Here is a 22,273-nt window from a genome sequence, read left to right as displayed (position 1 = left end):
CAGCGCACCATGAGCCTTCGGCTGCCCGCCTGGACCTCGACCCTGACCTGGAAGGCCGCGGTCTTCATCACCCTCATGTGCTGCGGGCTCGCGGCACTGCTCGGCGGCCTCGTCCACGGCGCCATGACCCACCAGACGGTCGGCACGGCGCGCGAGAAGGCCCTGGCCAAACTGGACCGCACCATCACGGCGTACGAGACCGGCGCCCGGATGGCGCGCGGCGAGGGCCTCGACCCCGTCGGCCTGCCGCCCGAGCTGCGCGCGCTGGCGCTCACCGGCAAGCGCGCCACGGCCATCGGCGAACACCGCGGCCGCGCCGCGATGTGGGCCGCGGCGCCGGCCGAACACGACACCGCGATAGCCGTGTCCGTGGACTTCACCGCCGCCGAGCGGACCATCGCCGAGCTGGACCGGGCCATCCTCGGCTCCTCGGTGCTCGCCATCGGCGGCACCCTGCTCATCGGCGCGGTCGGCGTCACCCGCATCACACGGCGGCTGCACCTGACGGCGCAGGTGGCCCGCCGGATCAGCGCGGGGGACCTGGACGCCCGGGTCGACGACAGCGCGCGCAACAAGGACGAGGTGGCGGCGGTCTCCCGGGCCCTGGACACGATGGCCTCCTCGCTCCAGCGCAAGCTGGAGGCGGAGCAGCGGTTCACGGCGGACGTCGCCCACGAGCTGCGCACCCCGCTGACCGGCCTGAACGCGGCCGCCGAACTCCTGCCGCCGGGCCGCCCGGCCGAACTCGTACGGGACCGCGTCCAGGCGATGCGCGCACTGACCGAGGACCTCCTGGAGATCTCCCGGCTGGACACCGGCAGCGAGCGCGTGGACCTGGACGCGTACGACCTGGCCGGCCTGGCGGCCCGTACGATCCGCGCCTCGGGCACGGACACGCGGCTGGAGGTGGTCACGTCCCTCCGGGTGGAGACCGACCGGCGGCGCCTCGAGCGGATCCTCGGCAACCTCGTCGCCAACGCCCACAAGCACGGCGCGGCCCCGGTCACGGTCCGGGTGGACGGCCGGACCCTGACCGTGACCGACGCGGGTCCCGGCTATCCGGAGTACCTGCTCGGCGCCGGCCCGCAGCGGTTCCGCACGGAGGGCATGAACAAGGGCCACGGCCTGGGCCTGACCATCGCGGCGGGCCAGGCCCGCGCCCTCGGCGCCACCCTCGCCTTCCGCAATCCGCGGGAGGGCGGCGCCGAGGCCCGCGTCACCCTTCCAGCGCCCGCAGCACCGGAAGCAACTGCTCCTCCTCGTTGTCGAGATGTGCCTCCAGCTCCCGGCTCAGCCGCTCCACCAGCTCGCTGAACCCGGTGCCCGCACCGGCGCCGGGCGGCCCGTCCAGCGCGTGGACGAGCTCCTCCTGGAGTCGCGCGACGACCCGGTGCTCGGCGTCGATCCGGCGGAAGAACTCCCGCATGTGCGGGTGCTGTTGCTCCAGGTACGGGAACAGGCCGGCGTCCTCGCTCCGGTGGTGGAACTCCAGCGAGTGGCAGAACGCGAGGCAGTGCTGGCGCAGTTGCATCCCCAGCGAGCCGGGTGCGCTCCCGCGCGCCTGCTCCCGCAGGAGGGCCAGCTGGGCCCGCAGCCACCCGTGCACCTCGAGCAGCTTCCCGGCGACCCCGCCCTCCCCGGCGGGCACCTCGTGCGTGCGCTGGAGGGCCACGACGGGGATCACCCGCCGGGTCCGCTCCTGGTACTCCCCGTAGCCCGGCTCCTGGTCCACGACCCGGGCGAACAGCTCGTCCCGCCGGGCGCCCTCGGCGGGCACGGCGACCGCCTCGTACTCCCCGGCCGCGGTCTCGACCTGGACGAGGGGCCGCGCGAGCAGGTTGTGGAACCAGGCGGGATGCCGGTCGGCCCCGCCGGCGGACGCGACGACGAGCAGCGGCCCGCCGTCCCCGTCCTCCCGCACGAACCCGAGCGGCACGGTGTGGGGCTTGCCGGACCTGGCCCCGGTGGTGGTGAGCAGGATCAGCTCGGATCCTTCGAAGGGCCCGCCGACCCGGCCGGCGTTGGCCCTGAACTCTTCGATGACTGCTTGGTTGAAAGATGACACGGAGTGTGGGTTCCTCACGGTGTGTGTGCGTGCGTGCGACGGCAGCGAACAACGCGAGGGGAATCACCCGTAGCCGGTGGCGTGGAAGCCCATGAGCCCGGTCCTTGGAAAACAGGTGCCTGCCCGACCACCGCCCGGCCCACATCTCAGTAGGCGGCGTCACGCGACACGCACACCATGGAACCACAACACGCGCAGGACCCCCAGCCGATGGGCTGGGGGTCCTGGTGATGTGCCCTCGGCAGGATTCGAACCTGCGACACCGGCTTTAGGAGAGCCGTGCTCTATCCCCTGAGCTACGAAGGCGGGGGCTTGTCGGAAACCTTGGAGAACACCCATCACGTGGATCTTCGACAAGGAGACCAAGCCCGCTGGTCAGACGTAGTTCGGACCCTGCTGAGCTGCATCGCTGCCCGACAAGAGCCACGCCAACGGCCGACCAGTGAACAGGGTAGCGGATGGGCGTCCGCCAGGGGGCCCACGTTTTGGGGCGCGGGCGGGGGGTGGCGCGGACCAGCAGGTTTGCGGCGATTCAGAGGGTGCGAGGACCTGGCCTTGTCGTGGGCGAAGGACCGTTCTGTCCCTAGAGCGATCTTTCAACCATGTTGGACGGTGTGCCGATGGCGCCGCGTCCGCCCGTAGGCGTGAACTGGGGCCGAATCCGCTGCGGCAGAGGCGGCGGCCTACTTGGATGCGCAGGGTGTCCACTACCCTTCCCGCGCAGCGCTCAGTGGGTGAAGACCCAGGTGGTGATTCTCCCGTCGCCACACGACGCGAGTATCTGCAGTACGCGGCAGCCATCGGCGCGGTGGCAGCCCTGGTGCTGTACGGCCTGCAGTACTGGGCCCTTGAGCGCTTCTACGAACGGTTCGGCATCACTCCCGAGCAAGCGGGGATCGGCAAGACGGAGATGCTGACCAGGCTCGCTGTCTGGCTCGGCTTCGTTGGCTTCTTCGCGGTCCTGATCCTGCCCCTGATGCTCGCATTGCTGGAGCTGTTCACTGGCATGCTCGTACCGAGGAGCGTTTCGGAATTCGTGCGACACCGTCTGGCTTCCCACGCCTGGTTTCGTAGAGGCGTACTCGTCTTGGCAACGGCGTCATGGCTTGCCCTCACCGCGATGAGAACCGCAGAAGACCACCTCTTGGGCCTGCCGACGGCCTTCGAGTTCGTGATCGCTCTGTTCTACGCTGGTGCGGCCGTCGCCGTGGCCCGTCATCGCTCACCGCGTCTCCGGGGCGTTCGGGAGATCGCGATCACGCTCGCCCTGTGTGTGTTCGCCCTGGGGTACTGGCTTGGCAACGCCATGGGCGAGGAGGCGGACCACGTACGAGCGAGTGGTCACGTCGGCCTCATGGAGCAGTTCGTCGGGGTGCGTCTGCAACCCGTCTGCGCGGACCTCGCGGATGTGCCTGGGCTCACTGATGAGCGGGACTTCCGAGGGCTCTCCATCGGAGAGTCCGGCGGTGTCCACACCCTGTACGACATCACGCGGCAGCGGGTGTTTCGCGTTCCGGCAGCCCAGGCGCGGCTGTGGTCGCCGGCTCCAGGAGGCGATACGGATACTTCCACGACCTGGCGGCAATGTGGAGCGGGACGATGACTCACGAATAAGTCGGCGAGGGCGCTGCTTCGACGACCTCTTGGGCCGTTTGGCAGAAGCGACGGTACCCGTACCGGTTGGATGGACGGCGGGGCCGCTGTAGGCGGCCGCGGCCGCATGAGGCAGGGTGGAGGCCATGGTGACCTTGGCGAACTCCGTGATCGATGGTTCCGTTCGGGCGGCTACGGCTCCCTTGCTGAAGCCGGACGGACTCGCGAAGGTCGTGCCTGCTCTGAGCACGGAGGCGCTGTTCTTCTACCGCATGGACACTGCCGAGCACGAGCGGAGAGTATCTGTCGGCGCGGCACGGCTCGATCGCATGCACCCGCTGGAGACCCTGATGAGCCTCCCTGTGGGGCTCCCAGTGCCGCTGTCGGCACTGGCCCAGGAGGAGAGGCGCGCCGTCCGTGCCCTGCCTGCTGGCGCTGCCGATCGGGACCGGGCGACGGTTACGCGACGGGCGGTCCGCCCGCTCCATGTGGATCTTGCGGTTGTGCGGGCCAGCGGCTGGAAGCGCGGCCTTGAAGAGGCTGGACGCTTCGCTCCGTATTGCCGACGGGCCATGTTGCTGACCCGGCGCCCCGCCAGGATGAGCGAGGCGCTGGTGGAGGCAGACTTCTACGGAATCGGGGTCTTCCTCGTCGCGGATGACGAGGTCGAGATGGTGCTGGAGCCCCGCGACTACAGGCCGCTGCGGTATACCGCCGCGGCCTGGTCGTTTGTCGAGGAGCTGTATCAGCGGGTGCGCTGAGTACCGGTCGCCGTGGTGCTGCTCGCCTCTGGCGCCGGGACGGCCAGTGCCCACCGCTTCAGCTGCTCGGGGACCTTGAAGGCGTTCGGCTGGGCGATGGCCGCGTTCACCAGCGGATGATGGTCGACAGCGGCCTTGCAGCGCTCATGCCACCAGCGCTCGCGGGCGGAACCCTGGGGAAGGGCGTCGAGGGCGCGCAGCCAGCCCATGAGCACCGAGACGTTGTGCGCGGCGGCTGCGGCGGGAAGCGGAGTGTGGAGGCTCGTGAAGCTGTCCAGCGCGCGAGCATTGAGGCAGGCACCACAGGAGCAGACAGGGGCCGGTGACGCGGCGAAGCGCTTGGCCAAGGTCGCGCCGAGGAAGAAGCTCATCAGCTCCGGGTACAGGACGTGCGGCGAGGTGGAGAAGCCGCCACTGCCTGTCTTCGCCCTCTCCCCGGGCGCGACGATGTGCCGGAGCTTGCTGCTGATGCCGAATGCGGTGAAAGCCGCCCCAGCGGCCAGGGCACCGAACGCCGCCAGGTCCGTACGCAGCAAGGCGGCGTCCGGTACCTGCTCGATCACCAGGCGGAGATGCCCGACAGCCTTGGAATAGCGGGCAAGTGGGTCCATCTGTCCGCCGAGCATGATCGCCTTTGGGCCCTTCACCAGCTGCAGAAAGGCGATCAGCTGCCGCACCGGCTCCACGTCCCGGAGCCACGCGACATCGATCGGAACGGCGAAGAGCACCGACGGGTCGTCGAGGTCGACGACACGGCGAACGGCGGCCCTCAGCGCGTCGGAGTCCTCCGCGTGGATGTAGCCCGTCGGAGTCACGGGCGCGGTGACAGCGACGGCACGCTGCTCGGCCAGCGAGACCTCCAGGGGGTCGTCGAAGGGGAGGGCGTCCGAGACGACATGTGGGAAAGGGTCGTCCTCGGTCGCGGCGCTCACTTCGTACGCGGCGGGATCGACCAGCAGCGCGCCGCGGTATGCCTCCTCGCGGCGCAGTCGCGCAGCCTTCCGCAGCGCATCCTTGCCGCAGAGAATCAAACCGCTGCGGACCGGGTCGAGGTGCCCCTGCACCTGTCCGACGCGGGCGGGGGAGACCTGGAGCAGCATGCGGTCGCGGAGGGCGCCCAGTGCTTCCCCCGCCGTGTGTGATGCCTCGGCGGAGCGCTGACGTGGCAGTGGGACAGAGGAGTCGGTCATGGCCTCACCTTCACAGCGGCAAAAGGAATGACGTGCGATCGCCTTCGACGTACAGGCGTTGGAAGTCCTCACGTAGTAGATGAGCACAGGACGCGGCTTCATCGAGTGGAAGACCCTGCTCGTCGAGCAGGGTATGAACGAGGTCGGAAACGAGCCGGGGACGCTCTCGAGCGATCTCGACAGGCTCGGCCGTGCGGTAGCCCAGCGCCGACATCTCGATGGTCACGGTGCGGTGTTGCCACTCGGTGATGGATCCCAGATCCAGAGCCCGGCGGAGCAGGGCGCTCATGGACACACGCCAGGTGCGCTTCAGTTCCATCAGCCTCGGCAGATCGACGCGGCCCGCGAACGCCTTCCGGATGTCCGATGCCGGCATCAGGAACTCCGCCGCGAACGCGTCGGCCTGCCTCTCCTGCTCAGGTCCGGAGCCAGGATCCGTGTGCATGACCAAATGGCCCAGCTCATGCGCCACGCTGAACCGACAGCGATCACCAGGCGCACAATCGTTGACCAACAGCAAGGGTGCACTGTGGTCCGCCCACTGGCTGACCGCGTCCAGGAGGCCGCTGCCGAGATCGCGGACGACGACGAGACCGCCGGCTCCCTCGATCGCGCCGATCACGTCAGGCACTGGCCCAGGGGCGACGCCCCAGAAACGACGGACTTGTCGGGCCGCGTCCTTTGCTGTGACGAGGTCATCGAGCGCCACTCTGGTGAACCTGTGTCCAGGGGCTGGATTCCCGGCAGCGGAGGTCAGCCCGCGCAACTGGATCTGGGTGAAGGCGAGCTGAGCGTGCACACGACGCAGGGTGGCGACGGAGAGGGACGCGCGCTTTCTGTGGTGGATCAGGCCGACTCCCACCCCGCCGACCTCAGGATCGAGGCAGAGCAATTCCCTTGGATACCCAAGAGCCGTCGCATACAGGTCCAACCGGTCGTCCGACACGGTCAGGCGACCGGCCTCGGCACGGCTCACATATCCCTGCGACACCACCGTCGCGCCCGACGGCGAAGCCTTGGTCATGGCGTCGGCGACGTCAGCCTGCGTCATCCCGCGGGACTCGCGTGCGAGCACGAGCATCCCCGGATGTGCCTGCCGTTCCGTCACTGCCATGCAACCCAGCTCCTCGTATCAGACCACGGAATGCTAGCACCAAATATTCCGCGACTGATGTCAAGTCACATCGCGGCGAGTCGCGTACGGGTGAGGCAGCGTCGGGGGCGGCTTGGCTCCGGCTCGTCGGTCCGAGATGCCTGGGCGCGCTCTGAGCTACCTGACGGCCCAAGTGGGCTCGCCTGAGGAGAGGCGCCCAGTCTGGGGTGCTTGCTGGAGAGGCCGGTTGTGGATTCGAGGTGCATGCGGCGGCCGGTGGCGTTCTGGGCGAGGGCGAAGCCGAGCATGAAGACCTTCCACCATTCGCGATGTCTTCCGTGTCAATGTCATCTGGCGCAGCCCGACCGGCTGGGGCGGTCAGAACGCGCACACCGCCTTCGGCGCCTCCGGGGTGAGCGATCACCTGTAGCTGAACGGGGCCCTCGGGAATCCACTTTTCGATTGCCTGCCCCCCGGTGGGCGTCAGTTGACCCCTCTCAGGTAGACGCGGCTGCTCCGTTCGTCGATCTGCGCCACAGCGACCTTGAGCCAGTTCAGGTCGCCCTTGCAGGGAGCGCACACCTGCCCCTCCCGGACCTTGGGAAGCGAATCCGGTTCCGGCAGCCCCAGGCGTGCGAACGGCGTGGCCGGTGTGGCCTCGGCGGCGAAGGGCTGCTCGCGCAGTCTGAGGGGCTGCTCCGGCTTCAGCTGGGTGAGGAAGGGCTCCACGGCTTCCGCAGGCAGGACGAAGGACAGGATCAATCCGTCGTCCTGGAACCCCTTGCGGTGCGCTGCCGCGGTGTGAGTCGCTGTCGAGGGGACCTCCACGTGCAGGGTCCGGGCGATGGACTCGGCGGTGGCCCCCTCGACCCAGTCGGACGTCCCCGGGTCCGCCGAGTGGCCGCCTTCCCTGCCGCTATCGGTCGACGCCCCGGAGCATCCGGCGGCGAACGCGCTGAGCAGCACCGTTGCCACTGCGAGCGCCCGGGCGGGGCCCGGGCGTCGTGCGCGGATCACCGGGCGGCCGAATTGCGGCCGATGTCCGTGCGGGTGCCGCTCCGTCCGGTGTCTTCGGGTGCGGGCCAGGATCCTCCTGCTGACAGATCGTGCTGCTGTACCGAGCTGCTTCCCCGCATGTCGAACTCCCTGGCCAGTCCTGTTGTGTGCATACGAGCCATGTCGGCGTCGGTGACAGTGGTCGGTCCGATCGGCGTGGCCTTGCCCGGGTCCCAGTTGTACCGGTCCCACACGTTGACCTGGTAGTCGATGCTGACCTGCGGCTTCCCGTCTGGTCCGGGGACGGCGGTGACCACCCCGGTCGTGTTGGTCATGCCGCTGCCTACGGCCAGGTACCAGTTGTTCGTGCCGTCCGGCCCCTTCTCGTGCTCGTATCCAGTACTGCTGGATTCCACCGGGATGGCGACGGGCTTGCCGCCCGACTTCTCGAACGCTTCCAGTGCCTGCTGCCGCCACTCGTCCTGCTCTGCGGCGCGGATCCGTGCCACCTCGTCTCGGAGCGCCGGGTCGTCGGCCAGCATGCGGTCGACGTCCAGATCGAGCGTCTTGCCGCTGCCGTTGAGGTAGTGGTCCATGTGTCGGGCCGCGTCGGTCTTGCCGATGAAGTCGCCGGAGTTCGAGATGCCGTTGGCCTGGATCTCTTTCCAGTAGTCCGATATTCCTGGCGATTCGACGTCGTACGGTCCAGCGCCGTCGTCCGCGGCAACCTGCTTGACCTGAGGGCGGAGCAGGCCGGCAGCAAGAAGGTCGTCCCGGTGCTGGGACCACAGCTGGGCCCGGGCCTCGGGCTCGAGCGACTGCCAGAGCCGCTGCAGTTCCTTCCGCTGCTCGGTGTTGGCCTCCTCGCCGAGCCCGGCCAGTTTCAGTGCTCGCGGGAGCATCTCCTGGTCGAGGGAGGTGTACGTCGCATGGCCGGCGTTGTGCGGATCCGCGCCGTGGCTGCCGCGCAAAGCGCGTACGGCAGCGGCATCGACCTCGGCCGCATGGCTCACCACTCCGCTCAGGGTGTCGGCGTACCAGCGCATGAGGTCCTGCTTGCGCTGACCGGGACCGTCCACTTCGCAGACCAGGGCATCTTCGATCGTCACCGCTCCGCCTTGGCCCACACGGACGTTGAAGCCTGCGTCCTTGGCGTCGGCGGTCAGGTTTTTCGCCTGCTGCTGGATGGCCACCAGCTCGGAGTGGGCGTCCTGGAGGATGCTGAAGATGCTCTGGGCCTCAGTATGGAGGTCCTCTATCTCCTTGACCGTCTTGCCGACGAAGGCGCGGGTCACACCTGCGTTCACGCCTTCCCAACGGGCCTTCTCGGCTTTGGCTTTTGCCCCGTCGCGCGCCTGTCCGCCCAAGCTCTGCAGAGCGTCGGCCGTGCGCTTCCAGTCCTGAACGGCAGATCCCAGCTTCGTGAGGTCCAGTTCCATGAGGTCCGAGTAGTCCATGCCGTTCTCCCTACGTGAGGTACTCGTCGATACGGGAGACGGACACGGCCGAGCCGTCGCGGTTGCGGAGCGAGGCGGCGATGGCCTCGTCGTCCGCGGCGTGCGCCTTCTTGGAGTAGTCCAGGTGGTTCGAGATGTGGGCGCATGCCTGCAGAACCGTCTTTACCTGAGAGGTCCACACGGACACGGTGGTCTCCAGCTCGCCGCCGAGTGAGAAGCCGGCCGTCTTCAAGGATGCCGCGGCCTGCATCGTGGAGCCGACTCCTGAGCCGTCGGCACCGGCACCGGCGATGTCGGCCTGCTTCTGCAGCTGCCCATGCAGCAGGAACGCCTCGTGCCCCACTTCGCCCAGGTCATCCTGGTGTACGACCAGGTCGGCCTGACCGCCACCAGGCCCGCTGGTCAACTGGTTGAGGCGCACCGACACTTGGCGCTCGCTGGTGGCATCTGCCTTCGCCTTGTCCCACTCATCCCACACCATGGCGCCATTTGATCATGACCTGGGCTTCCAGGGTTTCCGCATCTGCGATACCTCGGGGACGCCCCGGCCGGCCGTCGGGGTGCGACGGCCGGCCGGGTGCGGTGGGGCGGACCGGTGGCGTCCGGTCCTCCCGGTCAGAAGATGCCGGTGATCCGGGTGGCCCAGGAGCCGTCGCCGACCACCGTCGGGGAACCGTGCAGGGTGCCGGTGCCCGGGTAGAAGCGCAGGACCCCCGTGCCGCTGGTGCCGCCGCCCAGGGTGGCCCAGAAGTCCCCGGCCTCCTGTCCCGCCGTGGGCACGAACTGCTTGTAGGTGCCCTGGTCCACGACCTGGCCCTGGACGTTGGGCGCGCCCGCGATCTTCAGGACGTTGCCCGGGTGCCAGGAGGCGTTGCCGCCGTACTGGAACCGGGTGCCGATGCGGTAGTCGATGCCGCCCTGGCCGTCGTCGGCCTGGACGCCCGGGTACAGCCACAGCTTCCCGTACTCGCCGTTGGCGGTGTCGGTGCCCCGCCAGCGGCCCATCAGGTCGGGCACGGTGTCGCCGGTGACGTCGCCGAGCGCGACCACGTCGTAGGAGCCCCAGCCGGTTCCTCCGGGGTTCTTGCCGGGCTTGAGCTTGTAGGTGCCGGTCTCCATGGCCAGCGGACCCTCGATGGTGCCGCTGTAGTGGACCAGGCCGTTGCCCTCGACGACGATCAGGTCGTTGCCGGGCATGCCGTCGGAGTTGCCCGGGGCCATGATGCCGCTCGCGCCGGCCCAGCTGCCCGGGACGTTCCACTTCTGGGCCCCGGTGCCGTTGCACTGGTAGATGGCCAGGCGGGTGCCGTTGGCCGTGTTGACTCCCGGCAGGTCGAAGCACAGGCCGGTGACCGGGTTGAGCAGCGAGCCGTCACCGCGGTCCACCCAGTGCTGCGCGGGGGAGCCGTTGCAGTCGTAGAGCTGCACCTGGGTGCCGTTGCCGCCGCGGCCCCACGGGACGTCCACGCACTTGCCGAGGACCTTGAGGGCCTTGCCGGTGAGCTGGAACTCCTGGGCGGTGGTGCCGTTGCACACGTAGTACTGGATGGCGGTGCCGTTGGCGGTGGCGCTGTTCGCCACGTCCACGCACTTGTCGCCGGCGCCCTTGAGCGGGCCGGAGTCCTTGCCGGTCGGGTGGATCAGCTCCTTGCGGCCGCCCGTGAGCGGAGCGCCGTTGCCGTCGCCCGGGTACAGGTAGAGCTTGTTGCCGATGCGGACGAAGTAGTCCTCGTAACCGTCCTTGGTCTGGCCCTCGACGGCGGAGATGACGTCGCCGCGGTGGGCGATCTGCGCGCCGTTCCACTCGCCCTGGCCGGGCAGGACCTGGCCGTCGGTGTGCCGGCCGTCGCCCTTGCCGGGGTAGAGGATCAGCTTGCCGGTGTCGTCGGTGGCGAGCGAGTCCGCGTAGCCGTCGCCGTTGAGGTCGCCGGGCAGGTCGCCGCGGACCCGGCCGTCCGGGGTGCGGACGAAGGCGGGGGCCTGGGTGACGATCAGCGTGGTGTCGGTGGCCGGGCCGTTGCCGTCGTAGAGCGAGGTGTTGCCGTAGAGGTCGTACGCCTGGACGTGCAGGCGGTTGTTGGGCCACAGGCTCGGCTTGAGCGAGACCGTGGCGGAGCCGCTCGCGTCGGCCTTGACGAAGGTGCCGCCGGCGCACTTGTCGTTGGCGACGGGCAGCGGGGTGTTGAGGGCGTAGCAGAAGCCGTCCACGCCGCCGAGCGGGTCCTTGGAGGTGAACTTCACCTTGCGGTCGGTGCGGGCCGGGGCGCTGGCCACGTCCAGGGCGAGACCGTCGGCCGAGGCCACGGTGGGCTTCGGCGGGGCGGTCTTGTCGACGTTGAACCCGCACTGGGGGGTGTAGCCGGAGACGTCGGTGCCGTCCTCGGCGCGCACGAACCACTTGTAGCGCTTGCCCTCGGTGAGGGTGTTGATGTCGACGACGTGGACGGCGGTGCCGCCGGAGGCCACGGTCGCCCGGGGCGAGCCCACGGTGGCGCCGCCGTACTCCCACAGCTCGAAGGCCGCGGTGAGGTTGCCGCCGTCGGGGTCGGACAGCTGTGCGGTCAGGGAGAGGTCGGCGCGGCCGACGGTCGGCCAGGTGGCCGGGTCGGAGCTGCAGGCCACCTGCTTGTTGCCGGAGCCGCCGGGGCTGTAGGGGCCCTGGTAGAAGGCGCTGGTGTCGACCTTGGGGACGCGGTTGTACGTGACCTCGAGGTGCGGGTTGTTCTGCAGCTTCTTCCAGCTGGACGCGCTGCCCTCGTGGGAGGCGGCGGAGCGCAGGCCCAGGGTGAGGTCGGTGCCGCCGCCGTTGGCCACGTCCTGGACGAGGTCCTTGAGCGCGCCGGCGTTGAAGTCCTCACCGGCGGCCTTGCAGCTGTCGCCCCAGCCGTGCGCGAAGCTCTTGGTCTGCAGGGTCCTGTTCCACGCCGGCTGGCTGTTCCAGGTCGTGCCGGTGCTGATCGGACCGGTCCAGCCGAGCTCCACCGGGGTGGCGGTGCAGGACCAGGAGTAGGTGTTGAAGACGTTGAAGGTGGCGGTGATGATCCGCGCGCCGGCCAGCCCGTTGGTGTTGAGCTGGAAGTACGAGCGGGCCGTGCCGGAGGTCTGCGTCTCGTGGCCGATGCGGGCGAGCTTGTCGGAGAAGCTGCCGCCGTTCCAGTACGGGGTGTTGGCCAGGTTCGTACCGTCCTGCTTGTACGCCATGGCCCAGTTGACCCGGTTGCCGCCGGAGAAGATCGGGTCGATGACCACCGGGTAGACGGTCTTCGGGTCCGTCAGCATCCCGGTGTCCGGGGTGATGGTGAGGCTGTCCCCGGTCACCTTGGCGCCCATCTCGGCGGACCGCGCCGGGGGCGTGAGCTCCTCCGGGGTGCCGCCGGCGGTCAGCTCGGCGGCCTCCGTCTCGGACAGGTGGGAGGAGTCCCACATCGCGGGGGTGGGGGCGGTGAACAGCGCGTCGCCCTCGGTGTCCACGGCCTTGAGCGCGCCCTTGGCGTCCGCCTTGAGGCCCAGGCCCTTGTTCTTCAGGCCGAAGGTGAGCTTGGCGAGCCGCGGGTTCTTCGCGGCTTCGGGCGTCTTGACGACGAGGTGCTGGGCGAAACCGTCCACATCGGCGACGAGCTTGAGGTCCACCCCGGGCAGCACCTCGGGGTAGAGGGCGGTGTCCCCCTCGACACGGGGCTGGGGCAGCGCGTCGGGCCAGCTGAGGGACATGGTCTTGCCCTCCCGCTGGAGGGTGGCGAGCGGGGTCGTGCCGCCGCCGGAGAACGAGATCCCGAAGGTGGCGGCCGCGGGGGTGATGCGGCCGTCCGGAGTCTGCTCCAGCGTCGCGTCGGCCTGCTGCCACGTGCCGTCGACCTTGGTGAACGCGGGCCGGACGTACTGCTTCCACGTGAAGCTTCCGTCGGGGTTCGCGATGACCTGCGTGTACTCGTCGCGCTGTTCGAGGACCTCGACGGGCTTGCCGGTCTCCTGGGCCTTCTCGGAGGCCTGCGCCTCTCCGGGCCCCCCGTCGGCCTTGGCCGCCGGGCCGGCAGCGGCGCCGGCCGGCGTGCCGGCCGCGGCCGCCCGGGCCGCCTCCTCGGCGCGCGCCGTGGCGTCCCCGGGCGCGTCGGCGGCCGCCGCGGCGGGCGCGAGGGCCAGCGGCACGGCTATTCCGGCGCTGAGCGCGGCCGCGACAACTGCCGCCGAAAGGCGGCGCCTTCGCCGTCCCCCGACCGCTCCAGTTACCTTCACCGGATTCCACCCCACATTGGCTGACGATTGCGGCTGCTTTGCAGCCACTAATCCCTGGATAAGAGTTGGCCGAGTATCAGCCGAGGGAAGTATGCGGGGATCTTCACAGGGGAGCCACAGGTTCCACATGTGACTTAGCGTCAATTCACGTGAAGTATTGACCCGTGATGTCCGGTTAGCGGAGTTCGTATGCCTACGGAAGGTGTGCGACCTGTCAATGAGTGTCCGGTTTAGGAAATTCTTCCTGGATGAAATGACGGGCCCCCTGAGACCAAGCTCACTTTGCTCTTCACGTAAGAAATCTTGGTGTACGTTCCCGAGGCCGCACCCGGATGTCGGTGCGAACTTGACCTGTACATGGAGTTGTTTCGGCGTGATGAGATTCACGGTGGGGGCGCCCCGTTCTGAAAACGGGACGCCAAGGGGGCGGGGAAGTTCTTCATCCCGCAGAGGAAAGCTGCTGCGCCAAGGCGCGGGCGTCGTCAGTGCGGTGCTCTGCGGAGCCCTGCTGGTGTCGTGCGTTCCCGAGGGCGGTCCGTCGGCCGGGGGGCTGGACGGATTCGAGCCGCGCCCGGTCCAGAAGACCGGCTCGGTGAAGGGCGCCGCGTTCGCCAAGCGCGGCACGTCGCCGGTCAGCGAGACCGACAAGAAGCCCTGGAAGAGGAAGAAGGTCAGCTGGCCGGCGGCCGCGGAGGGCGACGCCGTGCTCGGCGCCGCCGCCCCCGCCGCCCGGTCGATGGCGGACGGCGCGCAGGCCGACGGGATACCGGGCCCCGCCCACACCCCCGTCAAGGGCCTGCCGGTCGCGGTCGCTCCGCTGACCGCGCCGCCCCTGCAGCCGCAGTCGAAGGCCAAGGCCGCGCCGGGCGCGCTCGCCGCCCCGCAGGGCGGGCAGCCCGGGGCCAGCGCCCCCGGCAAGCTGCACGTCAAGGTCGAGGACCGGAAGGCCGCCGCGAAGGCGGGTATCGACGGCGTCCTGCTCACGGTCAGCCGCAACGACGGTGAGAACGCCGCCGGTCGCGCCTCCGTGCAGCTCGACTACAGCGGCTTCCGCCACGCCTACGGCGCCGACTGGGGTTCCCGCCTGCGGCTCGTGCAGCTTCCGGCCTGTGCGCTCACCACGCCCGAAAAGCCGGAGTGCAAGGCCTTCAAGCCGCTCGCCACGCGGAACGACGCCACCACCGGGGTCCTGACGGCCGAGGTCGACGTGGCCCCGGACGCCAAGGCGGCCAAGGCCGACGCGGCCGCCGCCCAGGCGCCGATGGCCATGGCCGCCCCGATGGCGGCGGATGCGATGGCCTTCAGCGGGGGCACCGTCCTCGCGGCCGCCGCCTCCCCGGACGGGGCGGCCGGTGACTTCAAGGCCACCTCGCTCTCCCCGTCCGGCAGTTGGACCGCCGGCGGCAACCACGGCGGGTTCGCCTGGTCGTACCCGATGGCCATGCCTCCGGTGCCGGGCCCCCTGGCGCCGAAGGTCGCCCTCGGCTACAACTCCTCGGCCGTGGACGGCCGTACGGCCTCCGCCAACAGCCAGCCCTCCTGGGTCGGCGAGGGCTGGTCGATGGAGATGGGCTTCATCGAGCGCCAGTACATGGGCTGCCGGGACGACAAGGGCAGCGGGACCAACGCCCCGGAGAAGACCGGCGACGTCTGCTGGAAGTCCGAGAACGCCGTGCTGTCCCTCAACGGGCAGAACACGCCGCTCGTCAAGGACGCCACGACCGGCGCCTGGAAGTCGGCCAAGGACGACGGCTCGCGCGTCGAGCAGCTGACCGGCAGCGCCACCGACACCGCCAACGGCGACGACAACAACGAGTACTGGCGGGTCACCACCCCCGACGGCACCCAGTACTGGTTCGGCAAGAACCGCCTGCCCGGCTGGACCACCGGCAAGGAGGAGACCGACTCGACGCTCACCGTGCCGGTCTTCGGCAACCACGCCGGCGAGCCGGGCCACGGCACCTCGTTCGCGAACTCCGTCAAGGACCAGGGCTGGCGCTGGAACCTGGACTACGTGGTCGACCCGCACGGCAACGCGATGGCCTTCTTCTACGACAAGGAGAAGAACGTCTACGCGAAGAACTCGGCGGGCATGACCACCATGCCCAAGGGCTCCGCCACCTACGACCGTGCCGGTCACCTCACCCGCATCGAGTACGGCCACCGGGCCGGACAGGTCTACGCCGCGAGCGCCCCGGCCAAGGTCAACTTCGGTGTCTCCGACCGCTGCCTGGGCACCGCCGCCGACTGCGCCTTCGACAAGGCGCACGCCGACAACTGGCCCGACACCCCCGTCGACCAGCAGTGCGAGCTGACCAAGGACTGCATCAACGGCGCCCCGAGCTTCTGGTCCAAGAAGCGCCTGACCAGCGTCTCCACCCAGGCGCTCAAGGGCGGCACGTACCAGGACGTCGACAGCTGGACCCTGGGCCAGCAGTTCCCCGACACCGGTGACGCCGGCGGCAACGGGCTGTGGCTGTCCAGCATCACGCGCACCGGCAAGGCCGGCGCCACCCCGGTGACCCTGCCCAAGGTCGACTTCGGCGGCACCCTGATGGCCAACCGCGTGGACGCCGCCGAGGGCCGCCCGCCGCTGAACAAGTTCCGCATCACCCGGATCAGCAGCGAGACCGGCTCCGACACCCTCGTCTCCTACTCGGCCGCGGAGTGCGTGGCCGGGCAGACCCCGGCGCCGGACGCCACCAACACCAAGCGCTGCTACCCCAACTGGTGGACGCCCGACGGCGGCAGCGAGCCCGTGAAGGACTTCTTCCACAAGTACGCCGTCACCAAGATCACCGAGAACGACAAGGTCGCCGGCTCCACGGCCTCGGTCACCGAGTACGAGTACCTCGGCGGTATCGCCTGGGCCAAGGACACCAACGAGTTCACCCTCGACAAGCACCGCGCCCACAGCGACTTCCGCGGCTGGGGCAAGGTCCGTACCCGGACCGGTACCGCGAACAAGACGCTCACCGAGGCCCGCTACCTGCGGGGCATCGCCGGGGCCCAGGTGGCCGACTCCTTCGGGAACGCGTTCACCGACGCCGAGCAGTACGCCGGCATGACCCTGGAGACCTCGGACTACGACAAGGACGGCGCCGGCGGGACCATCGCCGCGACCGCCGTCGCCAAGCCCTGGTCCCGCGAGACCGCGAGCCAGACCCGCGCCGGCACCACGGACCTGAAGGCCCACCAGACCAACCAGGACACGCAGACGGGCTACCTCCTGCTCTCCTCGGGGAACTGGCGGACCACCCGGTCGGGCACCACCTTCGACCAGTACGGCCAGGTCACCAGCGTGTCGGACGAGGGCGACATCGCCGTCTCCGGTGACGAGGTGTGCACCCGCACCACCTTCGCCGCCGCCGACACGGCGAACTGGATGCTCTCCTACCCGGCGACCGTCCAGCGGGCCTCGGCGCTCTGCGCCACCGCGGCCACCGCGGCGAACACCCTGACCGAGGTCCGTACCTCTTACGACTCCAAGGCGCACGGCACCGGCCCGGTCCACGGGCAGGGCCACCCGACCAAGGTCGAGGAGCTCGAGCGGTACGACGGCGCCACTCCGGTGTTCACCACCGTCAGCACCGGCAAGTTCGACGCGTACGGCCGTCCGCTGGAGCAGACGGACGCCGCCGGCAACAAGACCAGCACCGCCTACTCCCCGGCGACCGGCGCCCAGTCCACCAAGACCACGGCGACCAACGCCAAGGCGCAGACCACCGTCACCACCTTCGACGGCCTGCGCGGCCTGCCGCTCGACGCCACCGACGTCTCCGGCCGCATCACCCGCCAGAAGTACAACGCCCTCGGCCAGCTCACCGCCGCCTGGCGGCCCGGCCGTGACACCACCCAGCCGGCCGACGTCACCTTCGACTACCTGACGCGCAACAACGCGCCGACGGCCGTCACCTCGAAGACGCTGCTGGAGAACGGCAAGTACCGCTCGGCGATCACCCTCTACGACGGCCTGCTGCGCAAGCGCCAGACGCAGACCGACGCCCACGGCGGCACCGGCCGGCTGGTGAAGGACACCTTCTTCGACAGCCAGGGCCGCGAGTACAAGACCAACGGCGAGTACTACAACGACCAGCCGGCGGCCACCGTCCTGCTGTCCGTCGCCGACAACCAGATCCCGAGCCAGACCGTCACGGAGTTCGACGGCCAGGGCCGGGCCACGGCCGCCGTCACCCTGTCCAAGGGCGTGGAGAAGTGGCGCGCCTCCACCACCTACGGCGGCAACTGGGTCGCCACCGTCCCGCCGCAGGGCGGCACCGCGTCCCTCGCCCTGTACAACGCGCAGGACAAGGTCACCGAGCTGCGCCAGTACAAGGACGGCAACCCCGTCCTCGGCGCCCCGGCCTCTGCGTACGACTCCCTGAAGTACACCTACGACGCGGACGAGCGCATCACCCGCCTCGTGGACGCGGCCGGCAACGCCTGGACCACGGACTACGACCGGCGCGGCCACCAGGTGAAGACCGCCGACCCCGACAAGGGCACGGTCGAGAACACCTACACCGCCGACGGCAAGGTGGCCGCCACCACCGACGCCCGCGGCGTCAAGGTCGCCCACCGCTACGACGAACTGGGCCGCCGCACCGCCACGTTCAAGGACAACACCGCCACCGGTGAGAAGCTCGCCGAGTGGGTCTACGACACCCTGCCGGGCGGTATCGGCAAGCTGACCTCCTCCACGCGCTACGAGAAGGGCAACGCCTACACCACCGCGGTCAAGGGCTACGACGCGGGCGGCCGGGCCACCGGCTCGACGGTCACCGTCCCGGGCGCCGAAGGCAAGCTGGCGGGAAGCTACACCTTCTCCACCACCTTCACCCCGAACACCGGCCTCACCGCCACGACCGCCTACCCGGCCGGCGGCGGCCTCGCCGCCGAGACGGTGCGCAACGGCTACACCGAGTTCGGCCTGCCGACCTCGGTCGGCAACGGCACCGACGTCTACTCGCTGGGCAGCCAGTACTCGCCCTTCGGCGAGGTCCTCCAGACGGTCCTGGGCGACATCGGCGGCCGCACGGTCCAGACGTACACCTACGAGGACCACACCCGACGGCTCAGCAGCGTCCTCAACGACCGCGAGGCGAGCGGCCCGCAGACCATCGACAACAAGGTCTACGGCTACGACCCCGCGGGCAACATCACCCGGGTCCGCAACGACCGCGACGACAAGACCGTCGCGGACGACCAGTGCTTCACCTACGACTACGCCCGCCGCATGACCCACGCTTGGGCGTCCACCGACGCCTGCGCGCTCAAGCCGACGGCCGCCACGCCCAAGCCCAAGGTCGGCGGGGTGGACCCGTACTGGTACTCGTACACCTACGACGCCGTGGGCAACCGCACCCAGGAGGTCAAGCACGATCCGGCGGGCGACCCCGTCAAGGACGTCACCCGCAACTCCGCCTACCCGCAGCCGGGCGCGAACCGGCCGCACGCCCTGGACAAGGTCTCCACGACCGGCCCCGGCGCCCGCGAGGACTCCTTCGAGTACGACGCGGCGGGCTACACGACCCGCCGGGTCACCGCGCAGGGCGACCAGAAGCTGACCTGGGACGCCGAGGGCCACATGGCCACGTCCACCGTCGGCGGCAAGACCTCCTCCTTCGTCTACGACGCGAACGGCAACCGCCTGCTGCGCAAGGACGCGGACAAGATCACCCTGTACCTGGGCAACCAGGAGCTCACGCTGACCGTGGCCACGGCCAAGGTGAGCGGCGTCCGCTACTACAAGGCCGGGCAGTCCACGATCGTGGCCACCTCGGACGGCAAGCTGGCGTACCTGCTCGGCGACCACCACAACACCGACGAGGTGCAGGTGGACGCGATGTCGATGGACTACAAGCGGCGCAACCAGACCCCGTTCGGCACGGCGCGCGGCGCGCAGCCGGCCGCCGGCACCTGGGCGGGCGAGAAGGGCTTCGTGGGAGGCACCAACGACGCCTCCACCGGCCTGGTGCACCTGAACGCGCGCGAGTACGACGCGGCCAACGGCCGGTTCATCTCGGTGGACCCGGTCATGGACCCGAACGACCCGCAGCAGCTGAACGCCTACGCGTACGCCAACAACGCGCCGGTCACCGCCAGTGACCCCAGCGGCCAGTTCTTCGGCGGCTTCCCGCCGATCGTCAGGCCGATCCCCGAGTGGGTGAAGGAGACCTACAAGCGCGTCAAGGCGCAGAACACCGCGCGGCACACCATCGAGCGCGGCATGAAGGCCTCCGGCTCCTACGGGGCCGCCTGGCGGGCCGCCTACGGTCCGAGGGAGAAGGGCTCCCAGCGCTGGACCGGCAACGTGGGCGCGGGCGAGGACCGCGGCGTCATCGTGGTGAGCTTCTTCATCCACACCAAGGACGCCATGCTCGGCGCCCTGATCGGTGACGACCGCGGCTACTCGACCGACCCGAGCGCCCCGTACCGGATGCTGGTCTTCTGGGACACCGCGAGCGGCAACGTCAGCTTCACGGTGGCGCCCTCGCACACGGCTCCCAAGGTCAAGTACTCGGGCGGTTCGCTCGGCATGGGAGGCGGCAACAAGGCCCAGTACATGAAGTCGGAGATGCTGCCCGCGCTCAAGATCTGGGGCAACGAGGGATCGAACTCGTACTCCACGCTGTTGACGCGCAACATCATCGAGGCGCGCAAGACCGACTCGAACACCCTGGACGTGGACCTGCACGCCGTGCAGCCGCTGATGCCGGTGGGCTCGGTCGACGGCCACCTGACCATCGCGCCGAACGAGGGCATGGTGCGCAGGACCGGAGACAAGTACCCCGACATGACGGTGACCCAGTACCGCCAGGGCCAGGGTGCCCAGCGCCTCGCCCATGACGACATGGCCGACACCAGCGGTCTGCCGTCCCTCCCGCTCTGGACCAATATGGACCGTACGTGGATGAACGACCTCTGCACGAAGGGATGCTCATGACCGGTGCCGACCGGCCGAGCGGCACCAGCCCGAGCGGCACCGGCCCGAGCGGCGGCGGCCGGCGGGACAGCTGGTACTGGTGGCTCCTGATCTGTGCGGTCCGCTACGTGCCGACCTTCGCGGTGGGCTGGACCGTCGCCTCGGCGGTGGCCCCGCGCGCCACGGGGTACGAGGGCCGGGTGCTGTCCTTCGGGGAGTCCTTCCTCGTCTTCATGAGGGAGCTCCCCGGCTTCCTGGCCGGGATCGGCGGGGTGACGCTCTTCCTGCTCCTGCTGATCGCCCGGCTGAGGAAGGGCGACCCGCTGCAGTTCCGGTTCACCGCGAGCATGCTGTGCCTGCTGCCGATGACGATCTTCCTGTTCTTCGGCGGCGGTCTGCTGACCGTGGCGATGTTCGCGACGCAGATCATCTTCACCGCGTTCGTCATGCCGGCCCCCGGGCCGGGTGAACGCAAGGTCTGATCCGTCCGGTACGAAACGGCCGCGGGGCCCGGCACCACCAGGTGCCGGGCCCCGCGGTCCTTCCGCCTCCGGAGCCCCGGGCCCCGGAGCCGGCTCAGTCGCGGTCGATGTGCACGCTGGTCGACTTCACCCGGGCGGTGGCCCGCATGCCGACCTCCAGGCCCAGCTCCTCGACGGCCTCCCGGGTCAGCAGGGACACCACGCGGTGCGGCCCGGCCTGCACCTCGACCTGGGCCGCGACATCGCCGAGCCTGATCCCGGTCACGATGCCGGGGAAGGCGTTGCGGGCCGAGGTGTAGGGGGCGTCGGCGTCCTCGGCGGACGAGGCCTCCTGCGCGGCCTCGACGCAGAACGCCGCCAGGTCGGGGCCGTCGACGATGCGGCGCTTGCCGTCCCGGCGGGTGGGGAAGCGGTCGGCGTCCGCCCACCGCCGGGCGGTGTCGACGCTCACGCCCAGCAGCCGTGCGGCCTGCCCGATGGTGTAGGACTCCATGCCCCCACCCTAGACACGTGCCGCGGCCGCACCAGGGCCGGGGAAGAGGACCAGGGGCTTGATCATGCCCGGTTCGCGTGCCGCGAGCCGGCGGTGGGCCTCCTCGACGCGGGCGAAGGGGAACTCGTGCGTGGTGATCCCGGTCGGGTCCACCTCCCCGCCCGCGATCAGCCGCAGCATCCGCGCCAGCCGGTCCCCGCCGCGCGCCGGCGTCGGCCGGCACCGCGCGAAGGCGACCCGCCCGCCGCGCCCGATGCCCCGGTACGCGGCCGTCCGGGCCCCGGCCGCGCCGGTGGCCACGATCGCGGTGTCCACGCCCGCGCCGCCGGTCAGCTCCAGGATCCGCTCCGCGGAGTCCTCGTAGGCCGGGTCCACGACCACGTCCGCCCCGAAGCGCAGGGCGAGGCGCTGCCGCTTGATCTCCGGCTCCACCGCGATGACCCGGGCGGCGCCGAGGCGCAGGCCCGCGGCCGCGGCGCTCAGGCCGACCGCCCCCTGCCCGAAGACGGCGACCGTGCCGCCGGCCCGCAGCGCGGCGCCCTCGGCCGTGGCGAAGCCCGTGGCCAGCGCCCCGGCCGCGTACAGGGCCTGGTGGTCGGTGATCGCGTCCGGCAGGGCGGCCAGCCCGGCGCCGACGGCGGGCACCCGGAAGTACTCGGCGAGCGGGCCCTGCCCCTCGGCGGCGACCCGACGGCCCACGAGGCCTTCGGCGACCCCGTTCCCGACGGCCGCCACCACGCCGACCGCCTCATGGCCGAGCAGCGCGGAAGCACCGGCCGCCCCGGGCGACGCATGCCCGTCCCAGGCGCACAGCAGCGCCGCCGTGGTCCGTACGAGGACCTCCCCGGGCCGCGGCCGCGGCACCGGACGGTCGGCCACGGCGGGTCCGCCGGTCCGGGGCAGTACGAAGGCCTTCACCGCGGCTCCCTCCCTCGCGTTCCCGCACCTCACGTCTACGCCTTCCACCCTCCCTTCCCGGACGCCG

The 22,273-nt window shown here is 70.2% G+C and carries 14 protein-coding genes and 1 tRNA gene; 5 read left to right on the top strand and 10 right to left on the bottom strand.

Going from position 1 to position 22,273, the window contains the following annotated elements:
- Window positions 1-9 precede the first annotated feature (9 nt).
- Window positions 10-1,314 (top strand): HAMP domain-containing sensor histidine kinase, encoded by a 1,305-nt coding sequence (locus AB0D66_RS18660; RefSeq protein WP_362304134.1) that lies wholly within the window; start codon window positions 10-12, stop codon window positions 1,312-1,314.
- Here the strand turns inward: AB0D66_RS18660 and AB0D66_RS18655 are convergent.
- Window positions 1,217-2,065: a nitroreductase/quinone reductase family protein gene (locus AB0D66_RS18655; protein WP_362304131.1), complete on the bottom strand. Its 849-nt coding sequence runs from the start codon at window positions 2,063-2,065 to the stop codon at window positions 1,217-1,219. The genes AB0D66_RS18660 and AB0D66_RS18655 overlap by 98 nt on opposite strands.
- A 233-nt stretch (window positions 2,066-2,298) precedes the next feature.
- A tRNA-Arg gene (locus AB0D66_RS18650) sits at window positions 2,299-2,371 on the bottom strand.
- A gap of 394 nt (window positions 2,372-2,765) precedes the next feature.
- On the opposite strand from AB0D66_RS18650, the gene AB0D66_RS18645 reads away from it, so the two are divergent.
- Entirely contained in the window at window positions 2,766-3,668 is a 903-nt protein-coding gene (locus tag AB0D66_RS18645; RefSeq protein ID WP_362304128.1) for a hypothetical protein, read from the top strand.
- Between the two features lie 136 nt (window positions 3,669-3,804).
- Window positions 3,805-4,419 carry a hypothetical protein gene (locus AB0D66_RS18640; protein ID WP_362304125.1) on the top strand — a complete coding sequence of 205 codons (615 nt, stop codon included), beginning with the start codon at window positions 3,805-3,807 and terminating at the stop codon, window positions 4,417-4,419.
- On the opposite strand, the gene AB0D66_RS18635 is transcribed toward AB0D66_RS18640, so the two are convergent.
- The 6 genes from AB0D66_RS18635 to AB0D66_RS18610 form a co-directional block, all read right to left on the bottom strand.
- Window positions 4,404-5,609, bottom strand: coding sequence for a hypothetical protein (locus AB0D66_RS18635; protein WP_362304122.1), 1,206 nt, complete (start codon window positions 5,607-5,609; stop codon window positions 4,404-4,406). The two genes, AB0D66_RS18640 and AB0D66_RS18635, sit on opposite strands and share 16 nt — an antisense overlap.
- Before the next feature lie 10 nt (window positions 5,610-5,619).
- Entirely contained in the window at window positions 5,620-6,723 is a 1,104-nt protein-coding gene (locus AB0D66_RS18630; RefSeq protein WP_362304119.1) for an ImmA/IrrE family metallo-endopeptidase, read from the bottom strand.
- A gap of 462 nt (window positions 6,724-7,185) precedes the next feature.
- Entirely contained in the window at window positions 7,186-7,677 is a 492-nt protein-coding gene (locus AB0D66_RS18625) for a hypothetical protein (RefSeq protein ID WP_362304117.1), read from the bottom strand.
- Window positions 7,678-7,715: 38 nt separating this feature from the next.
- Window positions 7,716-9,155, bottom strand: a complete 1,440-nt coding sequence (locus AB0D66_RS18620; protein ID WP_362304114.1) for a hypothetical protein — start codon at window positions 9,153-9,155, stop codon at window positions 7,716-7,718.
- A gap of 10 nt (window positions 9,156-9,165) precedes the next feature.
- On the bottom strand, window positions 9,166-9,636 hold the full coding sequence (locus tag AB0D66_RS18615) for a hypothetical protein (RefSeq protein WP_362304111.1): 471 nt from the start codon (window positions 9,634-9,636) through the stop codon (window positions 9,166-9,168).
- 134 nt (window positions 9,637-9,770) lie between these two features.
- Window positions 9,771-13,301: a ricin-type beta-trefoil lectin domain protein gene (locus tag AB0D66_RS18610; RefSeq protein ID WP_362304108.1), complete on the bottom strand. Its 3,531-nt coding sequence runs from the start codon at window positions 13,299-13,301 to the stop codon at window positions 9,771-9,773.
- 598 nt (window positions 13,302-13,899) lie between these two features.
- On the opposite strand from AB0D66_RS18610, the gene AB0D66_RS18605 reads away from it, so the two are divergent.
- Together AB0D66_RS18605 and AB0D66_RS18600 are read left to right on the top strand one after the other, a co-directional pair.
- Window positions 13,900-20,334 carry an RHS repeat-associated core domain-containing protein gene (locus AB0D66_RS18605; protein ID WP_362304105.1) on the top strand — a complete coding sequence of 2,145 codons (6,435 nt, stop codon included), beginning with the start codon at window positions 13,900-13,902 and terminating at the stop codon, window positions 20,332-20,334.
- Complete coding sequence (locus tag AB0D66_RS18600; protein ID WP_362304100.1) at window positions 20,331-20,795, top strand: hypothetical protein; 465 nt, start codon at window positions 20,331-20,333, stop codon at window positions 20,793-20,795. The genes AB0D66_RS18605 and AB0D66_RS18600 overlap by 4 nt, the downstream gene beginning before the upstream one ends.
- A gap of 94 nt (window positions 20,796-20,889) precedes the next feature.
- Here AB0D66_RS18600 and AB0D66_RS18595 read toward each other — a convergent pair whose 3' ends face one another.
- Both AB0D66_RS18595 and AB0D66_RS18590 read right to left on the bottom strand, forming a co-directional pair.
- Window positions 20,890-21,288, bottom strand: a complete 399-nt coding sequence (locus AB0D66_RS18595) for a TOBE domain-containing protein (RefSeq protein ID WP_362304097.1) — start codon at window positions 21,286-21,288, stop codon at window positions 20,890-20,892.
- Between the two features lie 9 nt (window positions 21,289-21,297).
- Entirely contained in the window at window positions 21,298-22,206 is a 909-nt protein-coding gene (locus AB0D66_RS18590; protein ID WP_362304094.1) for a zinc-binding dehydrogenase, read from the bottom strand.
- Window positions 22,207-22,273 lie beyond the last annotated feature (67 nt).

The sequence above is a fragment of the Streptomyces sp. NPDC048270 genome, from assembly GCF_040652335.1.
GTDB lineage: Bacteria > Actinomycetota > Actinomycetes > Streptomycetales > Streptomycetaceae > Streptomyces.
This window is presented reverse-complemented; position numbering and strand designations above follow the sequence as displayed.

What these genes read in the sequence shown, in the direction of transcription:
- AB0D66_RS18600 (WP_362304100.1), top strand. Translation starts at nt 20,331, where the DNA reads ATGACCGGTGCCGACCGGCCGAGCGGCACCAGCCCGAGCGGCACCGGC.
- AB0D66_RS18620 (WP_362304114.1), bottom strand. Translation starts at nt 9,155, where the DNA reads ATGGACTACTCGGACCTCATGGAACTGGACCTCACGAAGCTGGGATCT.
- AB0D66_RS18595 (WP_362304097.1), bottom strand. Translation starts at nt 21,288, where the DNA reads ATGGAGTCCTACACCATCGGGCAGGCCGCACGGCTGCTGGGCGTGAGC.
- AB0D66_RS18630 (WP_362304119.1), bottom strand. Translation starts at nt 6,723, where the DNA reads ATGGCAGTGACGGAACGGCAGGCACATCCGGGGATGCTCGTGCTCGCA.
- AB0D66_RS18640 (WP_362304125.1), top strand. Translation starts at nt 3,805, where the DNA reads ATGGTGACCTTGGCGAACTCCGTGATCGATGGTTCCGTTCGGGCGGCT.
- AB0D66_RS18660 (WP_362304134.1), top strand. Translation starts at nt 10, where the DNA reads ATGAGCCTTCGGCTGCCCGCCTGGACCTCGACCCTGACCTGGAAGGCC.
- AB0D66_RS18635 (WP_362304122.1), bottom strand. Translation starts at nt 5,609, where the DNA reads ATGACCGACTCCTCTGTCCCACTGCCACGTCAGCGCTCCGCCGAGGCA.
- AB0D66_RS18615 (WP_362304111.1), bottom strand. Translation starts at nt 9,636, where the DNA reads ATGGTGTGGGATGAGTGGGACAAGGCGAAGGCAGATGCCACCAGCGAG.